Below are 22,714 nucleotides of genomic sequence, written 5' to 3' on the forward strand. Positions count from 1 at the left end.
CTGGGGAGGTAAACCGATGTTCAACAATAAAGTGTTCAAAGCCGCATCCATCGCCCTGCTCGTCGCCGGCCTCGGCGCCTGCGCCATGCAGCCGCCGGTCGCCAGCAAGGAAGTCACCCCGAACAACGATGACTGGTATCTGGTGCGCACCGACGAGACCCTCTACCTGTTCGACGACGCCACCGTCTACCGCGACTACCTGGTGACCGGCAAGACCACCTACACCAGGGATGTGGGCGAGAAGGACAAGTTCGGCCAGAACGTCGTGCTGGTCGTACGCGCCGAAGACAAGGACAAGGATCCGAAGAAGATCGCCTCCTACCAGTTCTACAAGCAGAGCCTGCCGCCGGCAGCCGGCTTCTACGGCGAAATCCGCAAGGACGGCGTGATCTTCGTGGCCCAGCGCTACGGCGACATGATCGACATGAACAACCTGGGCGAACCGATCTTCCGCCACACCGAGATCGCCAGCGGCCCCAACGGCGAGCGCGTGGTCTACCTGATGCAGAAGGAAGAGTCCAAGCCGGTCGCCCTGATCAGCAAGTTCCAGAAGATCTACGGCATCACCCCGGCCAAGGGCTGATCCGACCAGCCGCATCCGGCCCGACCAAGGGCCGGATGCGCGCTTTGCAGGGGCGTAGACTCTGCTCAGGGGCATCCGTACTGGAGGCAACCATGAGCGTCGAGCTGGATCACCTGCAGGTACCCGCCGCCGACAAGCTGGCCGCGGCGCAGCAACTCGCGGAACTACTGGACGTACCCTGGGCGCGCGAAGGCGTCGGCCCATTCGTGCCGGTGTTCGTCAATCCGGGGCTGACCCTGGACTTCGACCAGTGGGCAGAGCCCTTCCCCCGCCTGCATTTCTGCTTCCGGGTCAGCGAAGCGGAATTCGATGCGATCCTCGGACGTCTGCGCGACGCGGGAATCCCCTGGCGCAGCCGCGTGCACGGGCCGGTGGATCATCAGGTCGACACGGAAAACGGCGGGCGCATCCTCTACTGGAACCAGCCGGACGGCCACCAGTGGGAAATCCTCACCGTCAGTTACGCGCGCCAGGACGGCGTGGCTTAAGGCGCTAGCTGGAAGGCTCCAGCTGCACGGCAATCTTCTCCGGCACCTCGATGTTCCAGTCGCCGAACTGGTACCAGTCCTCGCCGAGCATCTCGGCCGGGTGCATGGTGCGGTCCGCGCCGTTGCCGCAGGCCAGGTTGGTGGACGGGCAATAGCGGTCGCAGCCCCAGCAGATACGCTCGGGGTGCGGCGGATTGAGGGGGAATTTCTTGGCCATGGTCAGGCCCTCGGGTTTCCTTGTGGGATTCCTGAAGGCTATGCCTGCGTGCTCTGCCGATACCTTGACCTGCGACAGGTCCGAAGGAAATTTCAGGCGCGGAAGTGGCTCGGCGGCTGGCCGCTCCAGCGCTGGAAGGCGTGGCGCAGACTGGCCGTTTCGCTGAAGCCGAGCTCCTCGGCGATGCGGTAGATGGGCATGTCGCCGTCCTGCAATAGCTCCTTGGCGCGGGCGAAGCGCAGCTCGTCGAGCAGTTGCTGGTAGCTGGTCTGCTGTTGCTGCAGATGGCGGCGCAGGCTGCGCGAGGAGCAGTTGAGGCGGCGCGCCAGCTCTTCCAGGCCCGGCGGCTCCTGCAGGCGCTCGCCGAGGATCGCCCGGACCTTGTCCAGCCAGGCGCGGCGGGCGGCCAGGTCGATGTTCTGGCGGCGGCACTGTTCGAGCATCTCGCGATGGGTCACGGCGTCGGCCAGGGGCAGGCGCATGTCCAGCCAGGAGGCCGGGAAGCCAATGGCGCTGCGCTTGCTCCCGAAGGCCAGCTGGCAGCCGAACAGGGTCGCGTAGGCGGCGCGGCGGTCCTCGGGGCCGTCATAGTCGAACTCGGCGCGCACCAGCGGCAACGGTTGGCCGAGCAGGTCGGCGCAGGCCACTTTCAGCGAGCCCAGGCACAGCTCGGTGTTGAACGGCCGCATCGACTCGGTTTCGCCGTAGCCGGTGGCGACCAGCCAGGCCATGTCGCCGTCCACTTCCAGCACAAGGTGGAAGTAGGTGCCCAGCAGCACCGGGTAGCTCAGGCCAATGCGCAATGCCTCGCCCAGGGTCGGCGCGGAAAGCAGCGCGTAGCCCAGCAGGCCGTAGGCGGTGATCCGCGTGCGCACGCCCAGGCGCAGCCCCAGCGCGGCTTCGCCGGCAAGGTTCTGCACGTTGATGAACACCTGCTGCTCTTGCCACGGGCTGACCAGCCGGCGCAGGTCGAGCAGGTCGTCGCCGGTGATGCCGCTGCCTTCCAGGATCGACTCGCGGCTGTGCCCTTCCGACTCCATCAGCGCGACGGTCAGCGAGGTCATGTGCAGGGAATTGAGCCAGGTGGAGCGGGAGAAGGTCAGCGGAGTCATGTCATGCCCAGGGTAGACGCGATGGCGTGCCCGTCGGTGTTACCGCGACGGGCACAGCTCAGGGGCAGGCAAGTTGCGTGCCGGCCACCCAGCGTGGCCGGATCGATCCCCGCGCTACGGGGCGTACAACGCAAGTCGGCAGATTCGAGCCTCCGCCGGAAGGTTACCTTTGGGGACATCGGGACGGTGCGCGTGCACCATCCCGGCGCTCAACCGCGGGAAAGCTTAACCGCGGGAGAGGAACCGCATGCCCTCTTCCAGGCCACTCAGGGTCAGCGGGTACATCTGTTCCTTCACCAGCTCGCGAACGAGCCCCGTGGAGGCGGTGTAGTTCCAGGTGTCCTTCGGGTACGGGTTGATCCAGATGAGCTTCTTGTACTTCTCCATGAAGCGCTGCATCCAGACGTAGCCGGCTTCCTCGTTCCAGTGCTCGACGCTGCCGCCGGCCTGGGTGATCTCGTAGGGCGCCATGGCGGCGTCGCCGACGAACACCACCTTGTAGTCCGGCCCGTACTTGTGCAGCAGGTCGAAGGTGGAGGTACGTTCGCTCCCGCGACGCAGGTTGTTCTTCCACACCGACTCGTAGATGAAGTTGTGGAAGTAGAAATACTCCAGGTGCTTGAACTCGGTCTTGCAGGCCGAGAACAGCTCCTCGCAGACCTTCACGTGGGCGTCCATGGAGCCGCCGATATCCAGCAGCAGCAGGAGCTTCACGGTGTTGCGGCGCTCGGGGCGCATCTGGATGTTGAGCAGGCCGGCATCCTTGGCGGTGTGGTCGATGGTGCCGTCGATGTCCAGCTCTTCCGCCGCGCCCTCGCGGGCGAACTTGCGCAGGCGGCGCAGGGCAATCTTGATGTTGCGCGTGCCCAGCTCGACCTGGTCGTCGAGGTTCTTGTACTCGCGCTGGTCCCATACCTTGGCGGCCTTGCCCTGGCGCTTGCCGGCGTCGCCGACACGGATGCCCTCGGGGTTGAAGCCGCCGGAGCCGAACGGGCTGGTGCCGCCGGTTCCGATCCACTTGTTGCCGCCGGCGTGGCGTTCCTTCTGCTCCTCGAGGCGCTTCTTGAACTCCTCGATGAGCTTGTCCAGCCCGCCGAGGGACTGGATCTGCGCGCGCTCCTCGTCGGTCAGCAGGCGCTCGAATTCCTTGCGCAGCCACTCTTCGGGGATCAGCGCCTTGAGGTGGTCGTCGAGCTTTTCCAGGCCCTTGAAGTAAGCGCCGAAGGCCCGGTCGAACTTATCGAAATGGCGCTCGTCCTTCACCATGATGGTGCGGGCGAGGTAGTAGAACTCGTCCATGTCGGCGAACACGACGCGGTGCTTGAGCGCATCGATCAGGTCGAGCAGCTCGCGCACCGACACCGGCACCTTGGCCGCGCGCATTTCGTTGAACAGGTTGAGCAGCATGGCTGCACCCTCGTTGATTCATTGATGCAGGAGCGATGCTCCTTCTGCACTCGGTGCAAGGGCTTGCGAGCTAGAGCCAGGCAAGGCGGAATCAGACTAGGAAGCGGAGTTTACGACTGTAAATGAGCATTCCGAGTCTGATTCCAACGCAGCATGGCCGACGCGCAGCAGCCCGATAGTTAACGACTGGCGCGGCGGCTCATGAAGGCGAGGCGCTCCAGCAACTGCACGTCCTGCTCGTTCTTCACCAGGGCCCCGGCCAGCGGCGGGATGGCCTTGGTGGGGTCGCGCTCGCGCAGTACGGCTTCGCCGATGTTGTCGGCCATCAGCAGCTTCAGCCAGTCCACCAGTTCGGAGGTGGAGGGTTTCTTCTTCAGGCCCGGCACCTTGCGAACGTCGAAGAAGATGTCCAGCGCCTCGCTGACCAGCGTGCCGCTGATCTTCGGGTAGTGCACGTCGACGATCTTCTGCAGGGTCTCGCGATCGGGGAAGGCGATGTAGTGGAAGAAGCAGCGGCGCAGGAAGGCGTCCGGCAGCTCCTTCTCGTTGTTGGAGGTGATGATGATGATCGGGCGCTGCTTGGCCTTGATGGTCTCGTTGGTCTCGTAAACGAAGAACTCCATCTTGTCGAGTTCCTGCAGCAGGTCGTTGGGGAACTCGATGTCGGCCTTGTCGATCTCATCGATCAGCAGGATCACGCGCTCCTCGGCCTCGAAGGCTTCCCAGAGCTTGCCCTTCTTGATGTAGTTGCGCACGTCGTGGACCTTGTCCACGCCCAGCTGCGAGTCGCGCAGGCGGCTCACCGCATCGTACTCGTAGAGGCCCTGGTGGGCCTTGGTGGTGGACTTGATGTGCCAGGTGATCAGCTTGGCACCGAAGGACTCCGCCAGCTGTTCGGCCAGCATGGTCTTGCCGGTGCCCGGCTCACCCTTCACCAGCAACGGACGCTGCAGGGTGATGGCGGCGTTGACCGCCAGCTTGAGGTCGTCGGTGGCGACGTAGGACTGAGTGCCTTCGAACTTCATCGGGAAATCCTCGAACGGTAGCGGCCGGGGCTGACCCGGGCGGAGAGGTGCGTTTGGGAGACTGCGACTATAACGCGCATGGCGTTCGACTGTGAACGCAGGACGGGCATTCAGTCACTGAATGCCCGGTCACCGCGTGCCCGGCCATTTCTCGCCAATCCAGCCTCCCGGACATTCATTGAGGCCCGCGCCAGGCGCCGCGGCGACCGATCTTTCCGCCGGTTCTGCGTCTGGACTCGGAGGCGGGCGGGGAATAGGCTTTCGGGTCTACTCAAGAGCGACAAGGACTCCCTCCCCATGAGCCGTATCTACGCAGACAACGCGCAGTCCATCGGCAATACGCCGCTGGTCCAGATCAACCGTATCGCCCCGCGCGGCGTCACCATCCTGGCCAAGATCGAAGGGCGCAATCCCGGCTACTCGGTGAAGTGCCGGATCGGCGCCAACATGATCTGGGATGCCGAGTCGAGCGGCCGCCTCAAGCCGGGCATGACCATCGTCGAGCCGACCTCCGGCAACACCGGTATCGGTCTGGCCTTCGTCGCCGCCGCCCGTGGCTACAAGCTGGTGCTGACCATGCCCTCCTCGATGAGCCTGGAGCGCCGCAAGGTGCTCAAGGCCCTGGGCGCGGAGCTGGTACTGACCGAGCCGGCCAAGGGCATGAAGGGCGCGATCGCCAAGGCCGAGGAAATCGTCGCCAGCGACCCGGCGAAATTCTTCATGCCGGCGCAGTTCGACAACCCGGCCAACCCGGCGATCCACGAGAAGACCACCGGCCCGGAAATCTGGAACGACACCGACGGCGCGGTGGACGTGCTGGTGGCGGGCGTCGGCACCGGCGGCACCCTCACCGGTGTATCGCGTTTCATCAAGAACACCAAGGGCAAGCCGATCCTCTCGGTGGCCGTGGAGCCGGTCAGCTCGCCGGTGATCAGCCAGACCCTGGCCGGCGAGGAAGTCAAACCCAGCCCGCACAAGATCCAGGGCATCGGCGCCGGCTTCGTGCCGAAGAACCTCGACCTGTCGCTGGTGGACCGTGTCGCCACCATCGCCGATGACGACGCCAAGGCCATGGCCCTGCGCCTGATGCAGGAAGAGGGCATCCTCTGCGGCATCTCCAGCGGCGCCGCCATGGCCGCCGCGGTGAAGCTGGCCGAGGAGCCGAACATGCAGGGCAAGACCATCGTGGTCATCCTGCCCGACTCGGGCGAACGCTACCTGTCGAGCATGCTCTTCGACGGCCTGTTCGACGAGCAGGACCTGGTCCAGTAAGACGCCTCCGCCCCACGCCGGGGCGGATTCCTACCTGCGGTTCCGACCCGGCGCGACCCGGGTCACGGTGGCTGTCTGCGGACCCGCAAGCAGCCACCGCCCCTCGCCATGTTCCGGCAAAACGGTTAATTCTTGCGCAGCCCGTCACAGCTTGCCGACCGCCCCGCGCGGACGGCGCCGGGCATCCCGCACCGCCGTCAGGAACACAAGAATGAAAATTTCCGCCCCGTTGCTCTCCACCCTCGCGCTGTCCCTCACCGTGTCCGCAGGCGCCGCCCAGGCCGACACCGTGAAGATCTACAACTGGTCCGAATACATCGCCCCGGAAACCGTGCCGAACTTCACCAAGGAAACCGGCATCCAGGCGACCTACGACGTCTACGACAGCAACGAGACCCTCGACGGCAAGCTGATGACCGGCAAGTCCGGCTACGACGTCGTCTTCCCGTCCAACCACTTCATGGCCAAGCAGATCCAGGCCGGCGCACTGAAGAAGCTGGACAAGAGCCAGCTGCCGAACTGGAAGAACCTCAACCCGGTGCTGATGAAGGCGCTGGAAGTGAACGACCCGGGCAACGAACACGGCTTCCCCTACCTATGGGGCACCACCGGCATCGGCTACAACTCGGCGAAGATCAAGGAAGTGCTGGGCGACAACGCGCCGATCGACTCCTGGGACATCTTCTTCAAGCCCGAGTACATGGAGAAGCTGGCCAAGTGCGGTGTAGCGGTACTGGACAACGGTCCGGAACTGCTGCCGATCACCCTGAACTACCTGGGCCTGCCGCACCACAGCCAGAAGCAGGAAGACTACAAGAAGGCCGAGGAAGCACTGCTCAAGGTGCGTCCGTACATCCGCTACTTCCATTCCTCCAAGTACGTCAGCGATCTGGCCAACGGCGAGATCTGCATGGTGGTCGGTTTCTCCGGCGACATCCTGCAGGCCGCCACCCGCGCCAAGGAAGCCAAGAACGGCGTGGACGTGCAGTACTCCACCCCGAAGGAAGGCTCGCCGCTGTGGTTCGACATGGTCGCCATGCCGGCCGATGCACCCGATGAGAAGGCCGGCTATGCCTTCATGAACTATCTGCTGCGTCCGGACGTGATGGCGGGCGTGAGCAACTCGGTGCACTACGCCAACGGCAACCTGGCCGCCGATCCGCTGGTGGACGCGGCGATCAAGGCCGACCCGGCGATCTACCCGCCGCAGGACAAGATGGCCAAGCTGTTCGCCCTCGAATCCATGCCGCAGAAGATCGACCGCCTGCGCACCCGCATCTGGAACACCATCAAGACCGGCAAGTAAGCGTCACCCTTGCCTGACAGCGCGCGGCCCCGGCCGCGCGCTGTCGTTTCTGTCGCCGGGCTCGCGCCTTGCCGCAAGACTCGCGCAAGGCTCGCCTCGACGCACATCAGCCGTTATAGTCAGCCCACGCAGCCGTTGCTGCCCCACTGAACAGGCGTCCGTCCATGTCCCGATACCCATTGCCCACCCAGGCAATCATCGCTGCAGCCTCCCCGGCCCGCGGCGCGGGTACGGGTGCGGCCTGCCCTCCCCCTCCTGTCGTCGCCATCGCGTCGCCTCCGCCTCCGGTCGCGGCCTGCCCGCCACCCGGCGTGCGTTTCTGACGCTTAACGGGTTTCCCGACATCCGGTTCTCCGCGCCCATCTGACGCGGCTCCCGGATTGTGGCCGGCCGCCTGAAGGCCGGTCGTGATCTGCCTGACGACAGGTAAATGGCATGATTTCGTTCAATCGCTCGTCCTTGGCCGCCCTGGCCAGTACCTCGCTGTTCGTGCTGCTGTGGAGTAGCGCCGCCATCATCAGCAAATGGGGCCTGGCCCACGCCTCGCCCATGGTCTTCCTCATCGCCCGCTTCGGCACCGCGCTGGTGGCTCTGCTGATCCTCTCGCCGCTGATCGGCCTGCGCTGGCCACGCGAACGCCGGCAGATGCGCCACGCGGTGCTCACCGGCCTGGTGATGCTGGGCATCTATCCGATCTTCTACCTGATGGCGCTGGACCTGCACGTCACCCCTGGCGTCATCGCCACGGTGCTCGGCGTGCAGCCGATGCTGACCAGCTTCCTGCTGGAACGCCGGCACTCGCCAGCTCGCCTGGGCGGCCTCGCATTGGGACTGATCGGGCTGGTGATGGTGGTCTATCAGAGCATAGGGCTGTCCGGCCTGACCTTCGCCGGCCTGGCCTGCTGCCTGCTGGCGCTGCTATCGATCACCGGCGGCTCGATCCTGCAGAAGAACATCCGCGAGAATCCGCTGGGTACCCTGTCCCTGCAGTACATAGCCGGCCTGAGCCTGTGCCTGGCCGTGGCGCCCTTCCAGCCGCTGCACGTGGAGTGGAATGCGACCTTCATCCTCAGTGCGCTGTGGATGGGACTGATGGTTTCGGTGTTGGCCACCGTGCTGCTCTACCGGATGATCGCCGCGGGTAACCTGGTCAACGTCACCAGTCTGTTCTACCTGGTGCCGGCGGTTACCGCGCTGATGGACTACCTGGTATTTGGCAATCGCCTGTCCGCGCTGGGTCTGCTGGGAATGGGACTGATCGTGATGGGGTTGATGCTGGTGTTTCGCAAGGCGGCTCCGGCGCGTACGTCAGAGACCGCGCAGGCAGTCGATAGCTGATTGCCTGGCATGCCAGCCGGAGGCGAGGATTTCCCCTCGCCTCCGGTTCACTCAGCTCGTTGCCTCCACCTTCGCCATCGGCGCCGGCCGCAGCACCAGCCACAACGCCACGGCAATCAGAATCCCACCCTCCAAGTGCGCCCAGGACAGCGACTCATCCAGCAACAGCACGCCCCAGAGCACGCCGAACAGCGGGATGAGGAAGGTCACCGTCATGGTCTTCAGCGGGCCGATGCTGGCCAGCAGGCGGAAGTACAGGACATAGGCGAAGGAGGTGCAGAGGAAGCCCAACCCGGCCAATGCCAGCACCACCTTCGGCTCGACCAGCGGCGCCAGCGGCATGTCCAGGCTGGTGCCGAGGAAGAACGGCAGCAGGCACAGCGTTGCGCCGATCTGGCTGCCCAGCGCCGAGATGCCGAAGTCCAGGCCGCCCTGGTCGTTGATCCAGCGCTTGGTGATGAACCCGGCGAAACCGTAGCACATGGTCGCCACCAGGCAGGCGCCAGCGCCCCACAGTACGGCAGCCTCCAGCGGCACCGGGCCGGCGCCGGTCAGCACCGCCACACCGCCGAGGCCAAGCAGCACGCCCAGCGCCTTGGAACCGCTCAGCGACTCGCCGAAGAACAGCGAGCCGATGAGTACGCCCATCAACGGCGTGGTGGCGTTGAAGATCGCCGAATAGCCCGCCGGCAACACCCGCGCCGCCAGGCTGTACATCAGCACCGGGATGCCCGAGCTGATCACCCCGATCAGCAACAGACGGCCGAACTTGCCGCGAAAATCCCAACGCGTACGCAGCGCCAGCAGGATCGCCACCAGCCCGATGGCGGAGAGGAAGACACGGAAGAACGCGGTCGGCATCACCCCGATGACAGGCACCAGCTGGCGCATGAACAGGAAGCTGGCACCCCAGATGGCGGCCAGCCCGAGCAGGTTCAAGAGTGCGGCGGGACTCATCGCGAATGGCTCCTTGGCGTAGGAGCCACCAGACTACGCCGCTGACGCCTTCCGTCCATCCACAGCTGACTTTCAAACTCCATGCTCAGCTCCTGCGCAGGCGCGCCATGCTCAGAACATCGGCAAAAGCGCCCTCGCGGAAGGCATAGTCGCGCAGCTCACCCTCCACCTCGAAACCGAACTTGCGGTAGAGCGCGATGGCCGGCTGGTTGTCGGTATAGACCGTCAGCTCCACCCGGCGCAGGTTCATCCAGTTATCGGCGATTTCCAGCAGCTCGGCCAACAGCCGGGTGCCAAGGCCGCGCCCCTGCCAGGCGACCGCCACGCCCATGCCGATGGCGCCGCAGTGGCTGCGGCGCACGCGTGGGTACTGTTCCAGGCTGGCGCTGCCGACCACTTCGTCCTGATGCAGCGCCACCAGGGTCACCTGGCGCTCGCTGTCCTGGGACAGCCGCTTGCGCCACAGCTCCGGCGCCTGGTACGGCATCTGCAGCACCTGGCGGGCCACGGCGCGGTCATTGTAGAGGGCGGTCAGGCCGTTGATGTGCTGCTCCGTGCAGCGTTCGATGCGGATGGCGTCCATCGTGTCAGCTCCTTGCCGAGGCTCTTATCAACGAGATCGAGTGGGCCAGCATACGCAACTTCCCCCGGTGCGGGCTGTACGAAATCGCCCTTTCCCTCCCCGTTTCCCGTGGCTAAGCTCGCTGCACAGACGATGTAAGGAGGCGCTCCCATGGCTGAGCACTGGCCAGCAACCGAGATCGCAACCCTGATCCTCGAAGGATTCGACGACTACCGCGCACGCTTCCACCAGATCACCGACGGGGCGCCTGCGCGCTTCGAGCAGGCGCTCTGGCAGGAGGCGCAGCGAGCCTCGGCCGAGCGCATCAACCTGTACGAGGAAAAGGTCGCCGAGACCGTGGAGCGCCTGACCCGCACCATGGCTCACATCGACCTGGTCGACGTGGAGCGCTGGCCCATCGCCAAGAGCGCCTATATCACCCTGATCGACCCACGGCTGGACGACGAACTGGCGGAGACCTGGTTCAACTCGATCTTCTGCGGCCTGTTCAGCCACGACAACATCAGCGACGGCACCATGTTCGTGCACACCACGCGGCCGTCCCTGCGCGCCCACGCCCGCGACCCGCACACCCGCCTGTACCGCCCCGGCGGCCACTTGCGCCCGACCCTGGAACAGATCTTCGACGACTACCGCTTCGCCGTGGACTACGACGACCGCGAGCGCGATCTGGAGCGCATGGACAGCCTGCTGCACGCCAACCTGCCGGACTGGGTGTGCAAGGACCCGACCCTGAGCATCGAGCTGATCGGCTCGGTGTTCTACCGCAACAAGGGCGCCTACCTGGTGGGCCGGCTGTTCACCCCGGAGGAGCAATGGCCGCTGGTGTTCCCGCTGGTGCACCACGAAGGGCGCGGCATCCAGTTCGACACGGTGATCACCGACGAGGCGGAAGTCTCGATCATCTTCTCCTTCACCCGCTCCTACTTCATGGTCGACGCGCCGGTGCCGGCGGAGCTGGTGGCCTTCCTCAAGCGCCTGTTGCCGGGCAAGCACATCGCCGAGCTGTATACCTCCATCGGCTTCTACAAGCAGGGCAAGAGCGAGTTCTACCGCGCACTGATCAACCACCTGGCAACCACCGACGACCTCTTCGTCATGGCGCCGGGCGTGCGCGGCATGGTGATGAGCGTGTTCACCCTGCCCGGCTTCAACGTGGTGTTCAAGATCATCAAGGACAACTTCAACCCGGCCAAGACCGTGGACCACGCCACGGTGATCCAGAAGTACCAGCTGGTGAAGAACCACGACCGCGTCGGCCGCCTGGCCGATACCCAGCAGTTCGCCGACTTCCGCTTCCCGGTGCGCAAGTTCGACCCGGACTGCCTCGCCGAATTGCTGGACGTGGCGCCTTCCACCGTGAAGCTGGAAGGCGACGTGGTGCTGATCCGCCATTGCTGGACCGAGCGCCGCATGACCCCGCTGAACATCTACCTGGAACACGCCACCGAGGCGCAGGTGGAGGAAGCGCTGAACGACTACGGCCTGGCGATCAAGCAACTGGCGGCGGCGAACATCTTCCCCGGCGACATGCTGCTGAAGAACTTCGGCGTCACCCGCCACGGCCGCGTGGTGTTCTACGACTACGACGAGATCAGCTACCTGACCGAGGTGAACTTCCGCCACATCCCGCCGCCACGCTACGAAGAGGACGAGATGTCCTCCGAGCCCTGGTATTCGGTGGGTCCGATGGATGTGTTCCCCGAGGAGTTCCCGCGCTTTTTGTTCGTCGACCTGAAGCAGCGCCGGCTGTTCGCCCGGCTGCACGGCAACCTGTTCGACGCCGATTACTGGAAGGGTTTGCAGGAGCAGATCCGGGCCGGCAAGGTGATCGACGTCTTTCCCTATCGCCGACACGAGTCGCCGGAAGAGGCGCTGGCGCGTTGATCCACCTTTGGGGACGCTCCGCATTGCTCTGGCTGTTGAAGGCTTCCAGAGAAATATCCGCGCTCTCCGGACGCCCCTTCAGTAGGCCGAGTGGAATCGGAGTTTCAGGGGTTGAGCGGCATGGATGCCGCGAGAGCGCTGTCGGGCCAGGGATGGCCCGTCAGCGCGTGCCCCTGAAACTTCGATGGAGCGAGGGGAGTCCCGCGAAGCGGGACCCGGATGATGGGGCAAGACCTTTGGTTACTTTCTGTGGGGCGGCCATCCGTAGTTTGAGAAAGTAACTCGCCCGAGGGGGCGAAACAAAATCTCTCAGCACATGCCGAAGCGGCGCAGAAACGCCGAACATGAAGAGCATCGCGGACAAAGTCCGCTCCTACGAAAAGCCGTCAGGCATCAGCTCCAGTGCCGGCGCGATGCGTGACGGTTGTCGCCCAGGCCAACCAACGCCGCCACCGACGCCATCAATACCTCGGCAATCCACGCCAGCAGCAGGCCTCCGCCCAGCCCCCAGCCGATGGCCTCGGGCTCCAGCACCACCTGGTAGCGGTAGTTGGCGTAAGTTTCCTGCAGCAGCTCGGGGTTCGGCGCCGTCAGCATGTGCCAGGCGCGCTGGAACCAGCTGCCCTGCAAAGCGCGCCATTCGTTCTCGAACAACTGGGCACGGCGCAGCAGACGCTCGATGTTGTCGGCATCGCGCTGGAATACCGGGTCCGCGCTGCCGCGATAATGCGCCACCAGCGCATTCAGATCGCCCTTGAAGAATTGCCCGGAGGTGTCCTTGAAGCCTTGCAGCGCCTGGGCGGCCTCGATGCGATGGGCATCGAGGCGCTGGGCGTAGTCCTTGATGAAACCCGGCACCTGTACCGCGACCATCAGGCCCAGCGCGAACAGCACCATGCGAATGTAGCTGCGCAACATCGTCTCCCCCTTTCGTTCTTATCGTATTGGTATCGCCCGCGAGGCGCCGCCGATTGTCATCGAAGGCGCCTGCCGGGTCCGGGCCTGCGTCGCACGGATGCGCGCAAGCCTCGTCAGATGCGTCCCTGGTCGACGATTTCGCCGCGCCACCAGAGCATCCACTCGCCGCCCTGCATCAGGGTCCAGTTCTCGTTATCGGTCAACGGTTCGGTGGCGATTACCGTGACCACGTCATCAGGCGTGGTCTCGGACTGGAAGTCGACGGTCAGGTCGGCATCCTTCAGGCGCGCCGGGCCGAACGGCGCGCGGCGGGTGATCCAGGCCAGCTTGGTGCTGCAGAAGGTGAACAGCCAGTCGCCGTCGCTGAGCAGGCAGTTGAACACGCCCTGCTCGCGGTAGGCGGCGCAGGCGCGTACCAGGGTCGGCAGCAGCACCTCCACCGGTACCGGCTCGGGGAAGGCGCGGCGCACACGGTTGAGCAGGTCGCAGAAGGCCGCCTCGCTGTCGGTGTCGCCCACCGGGCGATACAACCCCGGCTCGGGATGGAAGTCGGCGAGCTGGCCGTTGTGGGCGAAGGTCCAGTAGCGCCCGCCCATCTCGCGCACGAACGGGTGCGTATTGGACAGGCAGACCTTGCCGACGTTGGCCTGGCGAATGTGGCCAATCACCGTTTCGCTCTTGATCGGGTAGCGCTGCACCAGGCGCGCTACCTCCGAATCGATACTCGCCGACGGGTCCTGGAACAGGCGCACCCCGCGCCCTTCGTAGAAAGCGATGCCCCAGCCATCACGGTGCGGGCCGGTGCCGCCGCCGCGCTGCATCAGCCCGGTGAAGCTGAACACGATGTCCGTCGGGACGTTGGCGCTCATGCCGAGCAACTCGCACATGAATCAGTTCTCCTCCAAGAGTGCCTCGCGCAGCTGATGCAGCTCGCGCTCCAGGCGATTGTGCATCCTGCGCCGCCCCAGCGGCAGGAAACGTGTGAGCAGGCGCAGCACTATGGCCGGCAGATCATTCAACTCACGCGGAATCAGGTGCAGATGAAAATGTGGAACATGCTGGTTGGCCGCGGGGCCATCGTTGACCAGCAGGTTGATGCCGATCCGGCCGTAGCCGGCCCGGCGCAGTACGCGCTGCATGCGATCGGCCAGCGGCACCAGGCTCTGCTGCGCGCCTTCGGACAGCTGGTGCAGGAAGGTCACGTGCTCCCGCGCCACCACCAGCAGATGCGCGGGACGCAACGGGTAGATATCCAGCAGCACGATGAAATGGTCGTCTTCGCAGAGGACGTGGGCCGGCACGCGACCGGCCGCGATGGCACAGAACACGCAGTCCATGGGAACTCCTCGAAAGGCCGTTCAGTTCATGCTGGACGCGTGTCGGTCAGGACGCAAGGCGCGATGCTACAGGCGCGGCTCGATGCGCATGCGGCGGTCGCCGTTCTCGTCGGTGCGGGTATCCACGTCCGGCATCAGCTCCGGCTGCATCAACTTGCGCAGGGTCGGCTCGTCTTCCGGCGCCGGCACCTTGCGGCGCTGCTTCAGCGCACGCTCGATGGGCCAGCGGACCAGCACGAACAGCAGGTACACGCCGAACGCCGCCAGCAGCACCAGCGCCAGGTCCGAAACCGCGCGCCAGGCGTTGTTGCCGACCTTGAACACCACGTCCAGCGCGGTGATCGCGATGGCCGGGGCGTACAGGTTGTTCGCCGGGTCCACCGGGGTCGGGGTGAACAGCAGGACGATGACGATCACCCGCAAGGGTTCGCGCAGCCAGCGCCACATCCAGCCGGTCATCAGGAACCAGACCAGAGTCAGGCCGAGACCGGCGCCAAGATAAGCGCCCCAGGCGAGCAGGTAATCGTGTTCGTTCATGCGCGTGCGTGCGGTAGCGGCAGAGGGGGGCTTATGATAGCCGCTTTTACCCATGGGTGCGCAGCCGGGCGTCATCCATGCCGCCCAGTAAGGAGTCGTCATGACCGACCGTCAGCCCCCCCTCGCCCGCCGCGAAGCCGCCGCCGATCCCTATGCCTGGCTGGAAAACCGCGATGCCGAGGACGTCCTCGATTACCTGAAAGCGGAAAATGCCTACCTTGAGGATCAGCTTCTTCCTCAGACGAAATTGCGCGAAACGCTGTTCCAGGAGATCAAGGGACGCATCCGCGAGACCGACCTGTCGCTGCCCACGCCCTGGGGCCCGTGGCTCTACTACCAGCGCACCACCGCTGGCGACGAATACCCCCGCCACTACCGCTGCCCGCGTCCGGCCGACGGCTCGCTGAGCGTCGATGAAGCCGCCGAAGAGCTGCTGCTGGACCCGAATGCCCTGGCCGGCGACGGTTTCCTGTCAGTGGGTGCCTTCAGCATCAGCCCCGATCATTCGAAACTGGCCTACAGCCTCGATACCAGCGGCGATGAGATCTACACCCTGTACGTGAAGGAGTTGGCCGACGGCACTGTCACCACCCTGCCCTTCGAGGACTGCGACGGCAGCATGACCTGGGCCAACGACAACCGTACCCTGTTCTTTGGCGAACTGGACGACACCCACCGCCCGCACAAGCTGTACCGCCACCGCCTGGGCGAGAGCGGCGCGCAGCTGGTCTTCGAGGAGCCCGACGGGCGCTTCTTCCTGCATTGCTACCGGGCCAGCTCCGAGCGCCAGCTGATCCTGCTGCTGGGCAGCAAGACCACCAGCGAGGCATGGGTACTGGACGCCGATACGCCCGAAGGTGAGTTCACCTGCCTGGCGTCGCGCGAGGAAGACCACGAGTACTACCCCGACCACGGTCGTCTGAACGGCGAATGGACCTGGCTGATCCGCAGCAACCAGGCCGGCATCAACTACGCCCTGTACCACGCCAGCGAGGCGCAACCGACCCGCGAGCACTGGCAGACGCTGATCGCGCACCGCGATGAGGTGATGCTCGAAGGCCTGACCCTCAGCGCCAGCGCCCTGACCCTGAGCCTGCGCGAAGGCGGCCTGCCGATCGTCGAGGTGCAGCCGCAGGGCCAGCCGGCGCACCGCGTGCAATTGCCGGACGCCGCCTACAACCTCTACGTGCAGGACAGCCTGGAGTTCGACAGCCCGGTGATCCGCCTGCGCTACGAGGCGCTCAACCGCCCGGCGCAGATCCGCCAGCTGGAACTTTCCAGCGGCGAACAGAAGGTGCTCAAGGAAACCCCGGTGGAAGGCCCGTTCGACGCCGACGCCTATGAAAGCCGTCGCCTCTGGGCCACCGCCGCCGACGGCGTGCAGGTGCCGATCAGCCTGGTCGGCCGACGCGACGTGCTGGAAGACGTCGCGCGTGGCAAGCCGGCGCCGCTCTATCTCTATGGCTACGGCGCCTACGGCGAGAGCCTCGACCCCTGGTTCTCCCACGCCCGCCTGAGCCTGCTGGAACGCGGCTTCGTCTTCGCCATCGCCCATGTGCGTGGCGGCGGCGAACTGGGCGAAGCCTGGTACCGCGCCGGCAAGCTCGAACACAAGCAGAACACCTTCGGCGACTTCATCGCCTGCGCCGAACACCTGCTCAGCCACGGCTACAGCACCCCGGAGCAGCTGGCCATCAGCGGTGGCAGCGCAGGCGGCCTGCTGATCGGCGCGGTGCTCAACCAGCGTCCGCAGCTGTTCGCCGCCGCCATCGCCGAGGTGCCCTTCGTCGACGTGCTCAACAGCATGCTCAACCCTGACCTGCCGCTGACCGTCACCGAGTACGACGAGTGGGGCAACCCAGAGGAGCCTGCGGTCTACGAGCGCATCCGCGCCTACGCGCCCTACGAGAATGTCAGCGCCCAGGACTACCCCGCGCTGCTGGTGGTGGCCGGCTACAACGACAGCCGCGTGCAGTATTGGGAAGCCGCCAAGTGGGTGGCCAAGCTGCGGGTGAGCAAGACCGACGACCGCCTGCTGCTGCTCAAGACCGACCTGGGCGCCGGCCACGGCGGCATGAGTGGCCGTTACCAGGGCCTGAAGGACGTGGCGCTGGAGTACGCCTTCCTGTTCAAGGTGCTGGGCATCGAAGGCAACGCCTGATGCTCTACACCTGCCCGTGCTGCGGCTACTTCAGTTTCGGCGACCCGCCCGGATCGTACGAAATCTGCGAGATCTGCTTCTGGGAAGACGATCACCTGCAACTCTGCTTTCCCGACGCCCGCGGCGGTGCCAACGCCGTGAGCCTGATCGAGGCGCAGGTCAACTTCGTGCAATGGGGTGCCTGCGAACGGCGCTTCCGCGCGCAGGTGCGCCCGGCGACCATCGAGGACGTGAAGGACGACCGCTGGTTCCCGCTGTGGGAAAAGCGCGTGGAACTGCCGGACGCGGAGAAACCCTTGTCCGGCGAAGAAGCCTGCTACTGGCTGCGCGGCTGACGGAGCCGCCGTCGGGGGATCAGCCGGCGCGGAAGATCAGGTGGTCTTCCCAGTCTTCCTCGGGCACCGAGCCCTCGGCGAGCATGCGGCCGGACTGGGAGATGCGTTCATGGTGCACGGCATCGCGGTCGCCGCAGACCAGGTGGTGCCACAGCGGCAGGTCCTTGCCCTCGGACACCAGTCGGTAGCCGCAGGTCGGCGGCAGCCACTGGAACTCGTCGGCCTGCGCCGGGGTGAGCTGGATGCAGTCGGGCACGCTGGCACGGCGGTTGGCGTAGTCGGTGCAGCGGCAGGTCTTCAGGTCCAGCAGCTTGCAGGCGATGCGCGTGTAGTAGACGGTGCCGTCGTCCTCGTCTTCCAGCTTCTGCAGGCAGCACAGGCCGCACCCGTCGCACAGCGATTCCCACTCTTCCTGATCGAGCTGGTCGAGGGTCTTGCGTTTCCAGAAGGGTTCGACTTTGGCGGCCATTTTTTGTACAGGGGCTGTTTCACGGGGCGCAAAGTCTAAGCCCGTAGCGCCTGAAGGCCAAGCGCAGGCGACCATTGACCGCTGGATGCTTGCCAGAGCGGGCCGCGCTGGTTAGTTTGATCGCCCCACGGGTGCGGTCCGCTTGCCTTCTACCAGTGCCGCGCGACCCGCCAAGCGCCCGATCCCACCGCGATGCCCGGCCGACCACGGCACCATCGGCAGATTCCACGCCCTTCAAGGAGCCACCATGAGCGCCAATCCTCGCGTTTCCGAGCACCCCATTGACCCGCAGTTCATCAATCGCTGGTCGCCCCGCGCGTTCAGCGGCGAAGCCATTCCCGAAACCACCCTGCTGAGCTTCATCGAGGCCGCGCGCTGGGCGCCCTCCTCGTTCAACTCGCAGCCCTGGCGCTTCCTCTACGCGCGCCGCGACACGCCGAACTGGCAGCGTTACCTGAACCTGCTGGGCGAATTCAACCGCGGCTGGGCGCAGAACGCCTCGGCGCTGGTAGTGGTGCTGTCCAAGACCACCTTCGCCCCGCCCGGCTCCACCGAGGAGAAGCCAGCCCTGTGGCACAGCTTCGACACCGGCTCCGCCTGGGGCTTCCTGGCGCTGCAGGCAAGCCTGGCCGGCTGGCACACCCATGGCATGGCGGGCTTTGACCGCGAGCTGGCACGCACCGAGTTGAAGGTCCCGGCGGATCACGAAATCCATGCGGTGATCGCCATCGGCAAACTGGGCGACAAGTCGATTCTCTCGGAGAGCCTGCAGGCCCGCGAAGTGCCCAATGCCCGCCGTCCGCTGGCGGAGATCGTGGCCGAGGGCGATTTCTCGCTCTGACGGACAATTCTCCTTGTAGGAGCGCGCCATGCGCGCGATCGCGGGCATAGCCCGCTCCTACAGAAAAGCCAAAAGAAAAAGGCCCCGAATGGGGCCTTTTTCATGTTCGCAGCGGTCAGTAACCGCGCGCGAAATCCACTTCGCCGCGCATTTCCTGGCCAGCCCAGAAGCGCGTGAGGTTGTCGCGGAACAGTTCGATCAGCGGCCCCGGCAGCGTCGGCGCGGCGGTGTGCCCGGTGAGCAGCAGGCGCGGGGTATGCCAGAACGCATGTTGCGGCGGCAGCGGCTCTTCACGGCAGACATCGATCACCGCACCGGCGATCTGGTTGGCCTCCAGCGCCGACACCAGATCGGCATCGACCACCGCGTTGCCGCGCCCGGCGTTGATGAACAGGGCCGTCGGCTTCATCCGATTGAACAGCGGCAGGTTGTAGATATCGCGGGTCTGCTCGGTATCGGGCAGCAGGTTCACCACGTAATCGGCGGTCTGCAGCAGGCGCGGCAGGTCCTCCAATGCACCCACGCGGCTGAACGGCAGCAGTGGACGCGGGTTCTTCGCCACGCCCACCAGGTCCACACCGAAGGGCGCCAGCATGTGCGCCACCGCCTGGCCGATCTCGCCGGTGCCGACGATCAGCACCTGGCGGCCGTGCAGGCTGCCGGGCAGGCGATCGTCCCACTGCACGCCGACCTGGCTGGCCAGGCGGCCGAGCATCTGCCGCTCATGGGCCAGCAGGTAGGTGAGCAGGTATTCGGTCATGACCTGGCCGAAGATGCCCACGGCACGGGTCAGCGCGTAATCCTTGGGCAGGTCGTCCGCCAGCAGCGGGGTGATGCCCGCCCAACTGGACTGTATCCACACCGGATGCACGCCCTGGCGCAGCAGTTGCGCGGCGAGATCGGGTTGGGCAAGCCAGACGGGGCATTCGGCGGCGGCTTCGAGAAGGCTGTCCGGCTTGTCGCCGGCGACCACCGTAATTCGCGGTTCCGCCGCCATGATCAGGGCGGCGTACAGGGCATGGTCTCGATCGAGAACGAGCAGGCGCATGATTCAGGACCTTCGCTTCGATCGGTGGAATGTATCCGGCTGGCGCATCTGGACTCGCTTGAAGGGAGCTTCCCGTTGATATCGGCACAGGTTCGAGGGAAGACAGGCCGCTATAGACACAGCCAGAGACCAAGCGTTCCTTCCTTTGAACCCTTTTTCTCCACGCATAATGCGCCCAAGCCGCGAACTTGCACAGTGCCACCACCGTACCCGCCCGCGGCTTGCAGGGAATTGCTCTACGGCAAGGCGTCAGAGCGGATCGTTCATCCGCAGCAGCTCCTCGGGCAGGTGCTCGATGTACTCTTCTTCGCCCGGCGGCATCTGCAGGTGGTAGCCCTGCTTCTCGATGTTCTCCAGGACCTTGTTGATGTCCTCGCGGGCCAGCTGGCGTTCCGGGCTGAGCACCAGGTCGAAGGTGTGCTGCGGCGGGCCGAACGCGGCGATCAGCCCTTCGGGGACGCGGGTCAGCGCCTCGCGCTTGTCGACGTACAGGTACATCTCGTTCTTGCGCGGACTCTTGTAGATGGAGCAGATGCGTTTCATGGCGTGTCTTCCGCGTTATTCGTGGGTCTGGACGGCGAGGCAGTCCAGCAGGGCCTGGCCCATCAGCTCGCGGCGCCAGCCCTGCAGCGATTCGGGCAGTTGGTAGGGGCCGTTTGGCCAGCCGGTCTTGAGCAGCGCTTCGAGGACCTTCTTGCGCAGCATCAGCTCGGGGGCCATGTTGAGGCGCTCGGCCTCCCTCTGGCCGACTTCGCGCAGTTGCTTGAGCAGCGGCGTGACTTCGCGCGGCAGCGGTTCGGGCAGCGTCCCGGGGCGATCAGCCTCCGGCAGCTTCGCCGCGTGGGCGATCAGTGCGATCAGGGTATCGCCATCCTGGCGCACGGTGCGCGGGTGCATGTCGTCGATGCGTGCCAGGGCCACCTTGTCGGCGGGCTGGAAACGCGCCAGCGGCCAGAGGGTGTGCTCGCGCAGCACGTGGTTGCGCGGCTTGTTGCGCAACCGCGCCTGTTCCTCACGCCAGGCGCACAGCTCGCGCAGCACGGCCAGCTGCTGCGGATTGAGCTTCCACGCCAGCTTCACGTCGAGGTAGGCGTCCTGCGGATCGCTGACGCGGGTCTGGTTGGCGGCCAGGTCCGCACCGTCGGCCAGCAGCCACTGCAGTTTCTCGTCGCTCAGGCGCGGCGCCAGCTTCACATAGACCTCGGCCAGATGCTGTACGTCCTCGGCGGCGTAACGGACCTGCATCTCGGTCAGCGGGCGCTGCAGCCAGTCGGAGCGGGTTTCGTCCTTGGGCAGGTCGATCCCGAGGATCTCCAGCACCAGCTTGGAGTAGCCCATCGAGTGCGGCATACCCAGGTAGGCGGCGGCCAGCTGGGTGTCGAACAGCGGTAGCGGCAGACTGCCGGTCAGGCGCTGGAAGACTTCCAGGTCCTCGCCGCAGGCATGGAAGACCTTGACCACCAGCGGTGACTCCAGCACGGCGGCGAACGGCGACCAGTCGCGGATCAGCAGCGGGTCGATCAGCCACACGCCAGTGCCGTCGCCTACCTGCACCAGGCCGGCTCCGGGGTAGAAGGTATCGACACGCATGAACTCGGTATCGAGCGCGAGGTACGGCAGTTCTTTCCAGTCCTGGCACTTGTGCGCCAGGCTGGCATCGTCGCGAATCCACTGAATATCGAGAGCGGTCACGAACATCTCCTTCGTTTCGGTGCGCGCATTATATAGAGATGCATGATGTGCGAGCATTCCACTCGGCCATCGGCTGTCGACTGTCACGCGCAGCGACTAGGCTGGGCCCGCCCCATAACAACAACAAGGCAACTCCCCATGAAGAAGCTTCTCGGGCTGGTCGTCCTGCTGGTCGCCGCCCTGGCCGTCTACCTGGCATTCACCCCCAGCCCCATCGATCCGCTGGCCTGGATACCGCCCAAGGCCCCGCCGATGACCGGCGTGATGGAACCCAACGACACGCTGATGAAGGCCGAGCTGATCGCCCAGGGGCAGATAGTCGGGCCGGAAGACACCGCGGTGGACAGCCAGGGTCGCCTCTTCGCCGGCCTGGCGGACGGCCGCATCGTGCGCATCGGCGCGGACGGCAAGGCGCAAACCTTCGTCGAAACCGGGGGCCGGCCGCTGGGGCTGGCGTTCGATAAAGCCGGAGACCTGATCGTCGCCGACGCCTGGAAGGGCCTGCTGGAGGTCGATCCACAAGGGAAGATCCGCGTGCTGAGCGATTCCGCTGACGGCATTCCGTTCGCCTTCACCGACGACCTGGACATTGCCAGCGACGGGCGCATCTATTTCAGCGACGCATCCAGCCGTTTCCACCAGCCGGACTACCTGCTCGATCTGCTCGAAGCCCGCCCCCACGGCCGCCTGCTGCGCTATGACCCGGCTACTGGCAGGACCGAGACGCTGCTCAAGGACCTGTATTTCGCCAACGGCGTGGCGCTGTCGCAGAACGAGGACTTCGTGCTGGTCAACGAAACCTATCGCTACCGCATCACCCGTTACTGGCTCAAGGGCGAGAAAGCCGGGCAGCACGAGGTATTCATCGACAACCTGCCGGGGCTGCCGGACAACCTCGCCAGCGACCGCAAGGGCACCTTCTGGGTCGCCCTGCCCTCGCCGCGCAAGGCCGACGCCGACCTGATCCAGCAATTGCCCTGGCTCAAGCGCCAGCTGACCAAGCTGCCACGCGCCTTCCTGCCCAAGCCGGTGCCCTACGGCCTGGTGATCCAGGTGAACGAGAATGGCGAGATCGTCCGCAGCCTGCACGACACCAGCGGCCAGCACCTGCGCATGGTCACTTCGGCCAAGCCGGTAAATGGCGCGCTCTACCTGGGCAGCCTGGAGAACGACCGTATCGGGCGTCTCCAGCTCCAGTAAC

24 protein-coding genes are annotated in these 22,714 nt (G+C 65.4%); 10 read left to right on the plus strand and 14 right to left on the minus strand.

What is annotated here, in order from left to right:
- Positions 1-16: 16 nt before the first annotated feature.
- Positions 17-583 (plus strand): hypothetical protein, encoded by a 567-nt coding sequence (locus tag ACQ5BL_RS09130; protein WP_243808949.1) that lies wholly within the window; start codon positions 17-19, stop codon positions 581-583.
- A gap of 92 nt (positions 584-675) precedes the next feature.
- Entirely contained in the window at positions 676-1,071 is a 396-nt protein-coding gene (locus ACQ5BL_RS09135) for a VOC family protein (protein ID WP_243808948.1), read from the plus strand.
- A 4-nt stretch (positions 1,072-1,075) separates the two neighbouring features.
- Here ACQ5BL_RS09135 and ACQ5BL_RS09140 read toward each other — a convergent pair whose 3' ends face one another.
- The 4 genes from ACQ5BL_RS09140 to ACQ5BL_RS09155 form a co-directional block, all read right to left on the minus strand.
- A complete protein-coding gene (locus ACQ5BL_RS09140; protein ID WP_207885347.1) occupies positions 1,076-1,288 on the minus strand; it encodes a DUF3079 domain-containing protein in 213 nt (70 codons plus the stop codon).
- Positions 1,289-1,380: 92 nt separating this feature from the next.
- Positions 1,381-2,400, minus strand: a complete 1,020-nt coding sequence (locus ACQ5BL_RS09145) for an AraC family transcriptional regulator (protein WP_207885348.1) — start codon at positions 2,398-2,400, stop codon at positions 1,381-1,383.
- A gap of 225 nt (positions 2,401-2,625) precedes the next feature.
- Positions 2,626-3,807 (minus strand): vWA domain-containing protein, encoded by a 1,182-nt coding sequence (locus ACQ5BL_RS09150; protein ID WP_243808947.1) that lies wholly within the window; start codon positions 3,805-3,807, stop codon positions 2,626-2,628.
- A gap of 179 nt (positions 3,808-3,986) precedes the next feature.
- The gene (locus ACQ5BL_RS09155) at positions 3,987-4,832 is read right to left on the minus strand and encodes an AAA family ATPase (RefSeq protein WP_015476360.1); all 846 of its coding nucleotides are present in this window, start codon (positions 4,830-4,832) and stop codon (positions 3,987-3,989) included.
- A gap of 297 nt (positions 4,833-5,129) precedes the next feature.
- On the opposite strand from ACQ5BL_RS09155, the gene cysK reads away from it, so the two are divergent.
- The 3 genes from cysK to ACQ5BL_RS09170 all read left to right on the plus strand — a co-directional run bounded on the left by cysK (position 5,130) and on the right by ACQ5BL_RS09170 (position 8,748).
- Positions 5,130-6,104, plus strand: a complete 975-nt coding sequence (cysK, locus tag ACQ5BL_RS09160) for a cysteine synthase A (RefSeq protein WP_243808946.1) — start codon at positions 5,130-5,132, stop codon at positions 6,102-6,104.
- Positions 6,105-6,315: 211 nt separating this feature from the next.
- Complete coding sequence (locus ACQ5BL_RS09165) at positions 6,316-7,410, plus strand: polyamine ABC transporter substrate-binding protein (RefSeq protein ID WP_243808945.1); 1,095 nt, start codon at positions 6,316-6,318, stop codon at positions 7,408-7,410.
- A gap of 435 nt (positions 7,411-7,845) precedes the next feature.
- A complete protein-coding gene (locus ACQ5BL_RS09170) occupies positions 7,846-8,748 on the plus strand; it encodes a DMT family transporter (RefSeq protein WP_243808944.1) in 903 nt (300 codons plus the stop codon).
- A 51-nt stretch (positions 8,749-8,799) separates the two neighbouring features.
- Here ACQ5BL_RS09170 and ACQ5BL_RS09175 read toward each other — a convergent pair whose 3' ends face one another.
- A complete protein-coding gene (locus tag ACQ5BL_RS09175; protein ID WP_243808943.1) occupies positions 8,800-9,705 on the minus strand; it encodes a DMT family transporter in 906 nt (301 codons plus the stop codon).
- 85 nt (positions 9,706-9,790) lie between these two features.
- Positions 9,791-10,288: a GNAT family N-acetyltransferase gene (locus tag ACQ5BL_RS09180; protein WP_207885354.1), complete on the minus strand. Its 498-nt coding sequence runs from the start codon at positions 10,286-10,288 to the stop codon at positions 9,791-9,793.
- A gap of 150 nt (positions 10,289-10,438) precedes the next feature.
- Between ACQ5BL_RS09180 and aceK the strand changes: the two genes are divergently transcribed.
- Positions 10,439-12,175, plus strand: coding sequence for a bifunctional isocitrate dehydrogenase kinase/phosphatase (gene aceK / locus ACQ5BL_RS09185; protein WP_207885355.1), 1,737 nt, complete (start codon positions 10,439-10,441; stop codon positions 12,173-12,175).
- Positions 12,176-12,568: 393 nt separating this feature from the next.
- Here the strand turns inward: aceK and ACQ5BL_RS09190 are convergent, their stop codons facing one another.
- The 4 genes from ACQ5BL_RS09190 to ACQ5BL_RS09205 form a co-directional block, all read right to left on the minus strand.
- Positions 12,569-13,093, minus strand: a complete 525-nt coding sequence (locus tag ACQ5BL_RS09190; protein ID WP_243808942.1) for a DUF2937 family protein — start codon at positions 13,091-13,093, stop codon at positions 12,569-12,571.
- Positions 13,094-13,206: 113 nt separating this feature from the next.
- Positions 13,207-13,980: a class II glutamine amidotransferase gene (locus ACQ5BL_RS09195; RefSeq protein WP_207885357.1), complete on the minus strand. Its 774-nt coding sequence runs from the start codon at positions 13,978-13,980 to the stop codon at positions 13,207-13,209.
- A gap of 3 nt (positions 13,981-13,983) precedes the next feature.
- The gene (locus ACQ5BL_RS09200; protein ID WP_207885358.1) at positions 13,984-14,430 is read right to left on the minus strand and encodes an HIT family protein; all 447 of its coding nucleotides are present in this window, start codon (positions 14,428-14,430) and stop codon (positions 13,984-13,986) included.
- A gap of 66 nt (positions 14,431-14,496) precedes the next feature.
- Positions 14,497-14,967 carry an MFS transporter gene (locus ACQ5BL_RS09205; protein WP_207885359.1) on the minus strand — a complete coding sequence of 157 codons (471 nt, stop codon included), beginning with the start codon at positions 14,965-14,967 and terminating at the stop codon, positions 14,497-14,499.
- Positions 14,968-15,067: 100 nt separating this feature from the next.
- On the opposite strand from ACQ5BL_RS09205, the gene ACQ5BL_RS09210 reads away from it, so the two are divergent.
- Positions 15,068-17,128 (plus strand): S9 family peptidase, encoded by a 2,061-nt coding sequence (locus ACQ5BL_RS09210; protein ID WP_243808941.1) that lies wholly within the window; start codon positions 15,068-15,070, stop codon positions 17,126-17,128.
- Positions 17,128-17,463: a CPCC family cysteine-rich protein gene (locus ACQ5BL_RS09215; RefSeq protein ID WP_243808940.1), complete on the plus strand. Its 336-nt coding sequence runs from the start codon at positions 17,128-17,130 to the stop codon at positions 17,461-17,463. Before ACQ5BL_RS09210 ends, ACQ5BL_RS09215 begins: the two co-directional genes overlap by 1 nt.
- 19 nt (positions 17,464-17,482) lie before the next feature.
- On the opposite strand, the gene ACQ5BL_RS09220 is transcribed toward ACQ5BL_RS09215, so the two are convergent.
- Positions 17,483-17,932, minus strand: coding sequence for a YcgN family cysteine cluster protein (locus ACQ5BL_RS09220; protein WP_243808939.1), 450 nt, complete (start codon positions 17,930-17,932; stop codon positions 17,483-17,485).
- A gap of 247 nt (positions 17,933-18,179) precedes the next feature.
- Here ACQ5BL_RS09220 and ACQ5BL_RS09225 point away from each other — a divergent pair, with 247 nt between their 5' ends.
- Positions 18,180-18,773 (plus strand): nitroreductase family protein, encoded by a 594-nt coding sequence (locus ACQ5BL_RS09225; RefSeq protein WP_243808938.1) that lies wholly within the window; start codon positions 18,180-18,182, stop codon positions 18,771-18,773.
- A 115-nt stretch (positions 18,774-18,888) separates the two neighbouring features.
- On the opposite strand, the gene ACQ5BL_RS09230 is transcribed toward ACQ5BL_RS09225, so the two are convergent.
- The 3 genes from ACQ5BL_RS09230 to rnd form a co-directional block, all read right to left on the minus strand.
- Positions 18,889-19,821, minus strand: coding sequence for a D-2-hydroxyacid dehydrogenase (locus tag ACQ5BL_RS09230; RefSeq protein WP_207885364.1), 933 nt, complete (start codon positions 19,819-19,821; stop codon positions 18,889-18,891).
- Between the two features lie 249 nt (positions 19,822-20,070).
- Positions 20,071-20,364: a YcgL domain-containing protein gene (locus ACQ5BL_RS09235; protein WP_207885365.1), complete on the minus strand. Its 294-nt coding sequence runs from the start codon at positions 20,362-20,364 to the stop codon at positions 20,071-20,073.
- 15 nt (positions 20,365-20,379) lie between these two features.
- Positions 20,380-21,513 (minus strand): ribonuclease D, encoded by a 1,134-nt coding sequence (gene rnd, locus ACQ5BL_RS09240; RefSeq protein ID WP_243808937.1) that lies wholly within the window; start codon positions 21,511-21,513, stop codon positions 20,380-20,382.
- Positions 21,514-21,651: 138 nt separating this feature from the next.
- On the opposite strand from rnd, the gene ACQ5BL_RS09245 reads away from it, so the two are divergent.
- Positions 21,652-22,713, plus strand: coding sequence for an SMP-30/gluconolactonase/LRE family protein (locus tag ACQ5BL_RS09245; RefSeq protein ID WP_243808936.1), 1,062 nt, complete (start codon positions 21,652-21,654; stop codon positions 22,711-22,713).
- The last annotated feature ends 1 nt before the right edge of the window (position 22,714 follow it).

The sequence above is a fragment of the Pseudomonas sp. B1-22 genome, assembly GCF_050474425.1.
Classification (GTDB): Bacteria; Pseudomonadota; Gammaproteobacteria; order Pseudomonadales; family Pseudomonadaceae; genus Pseudomonas.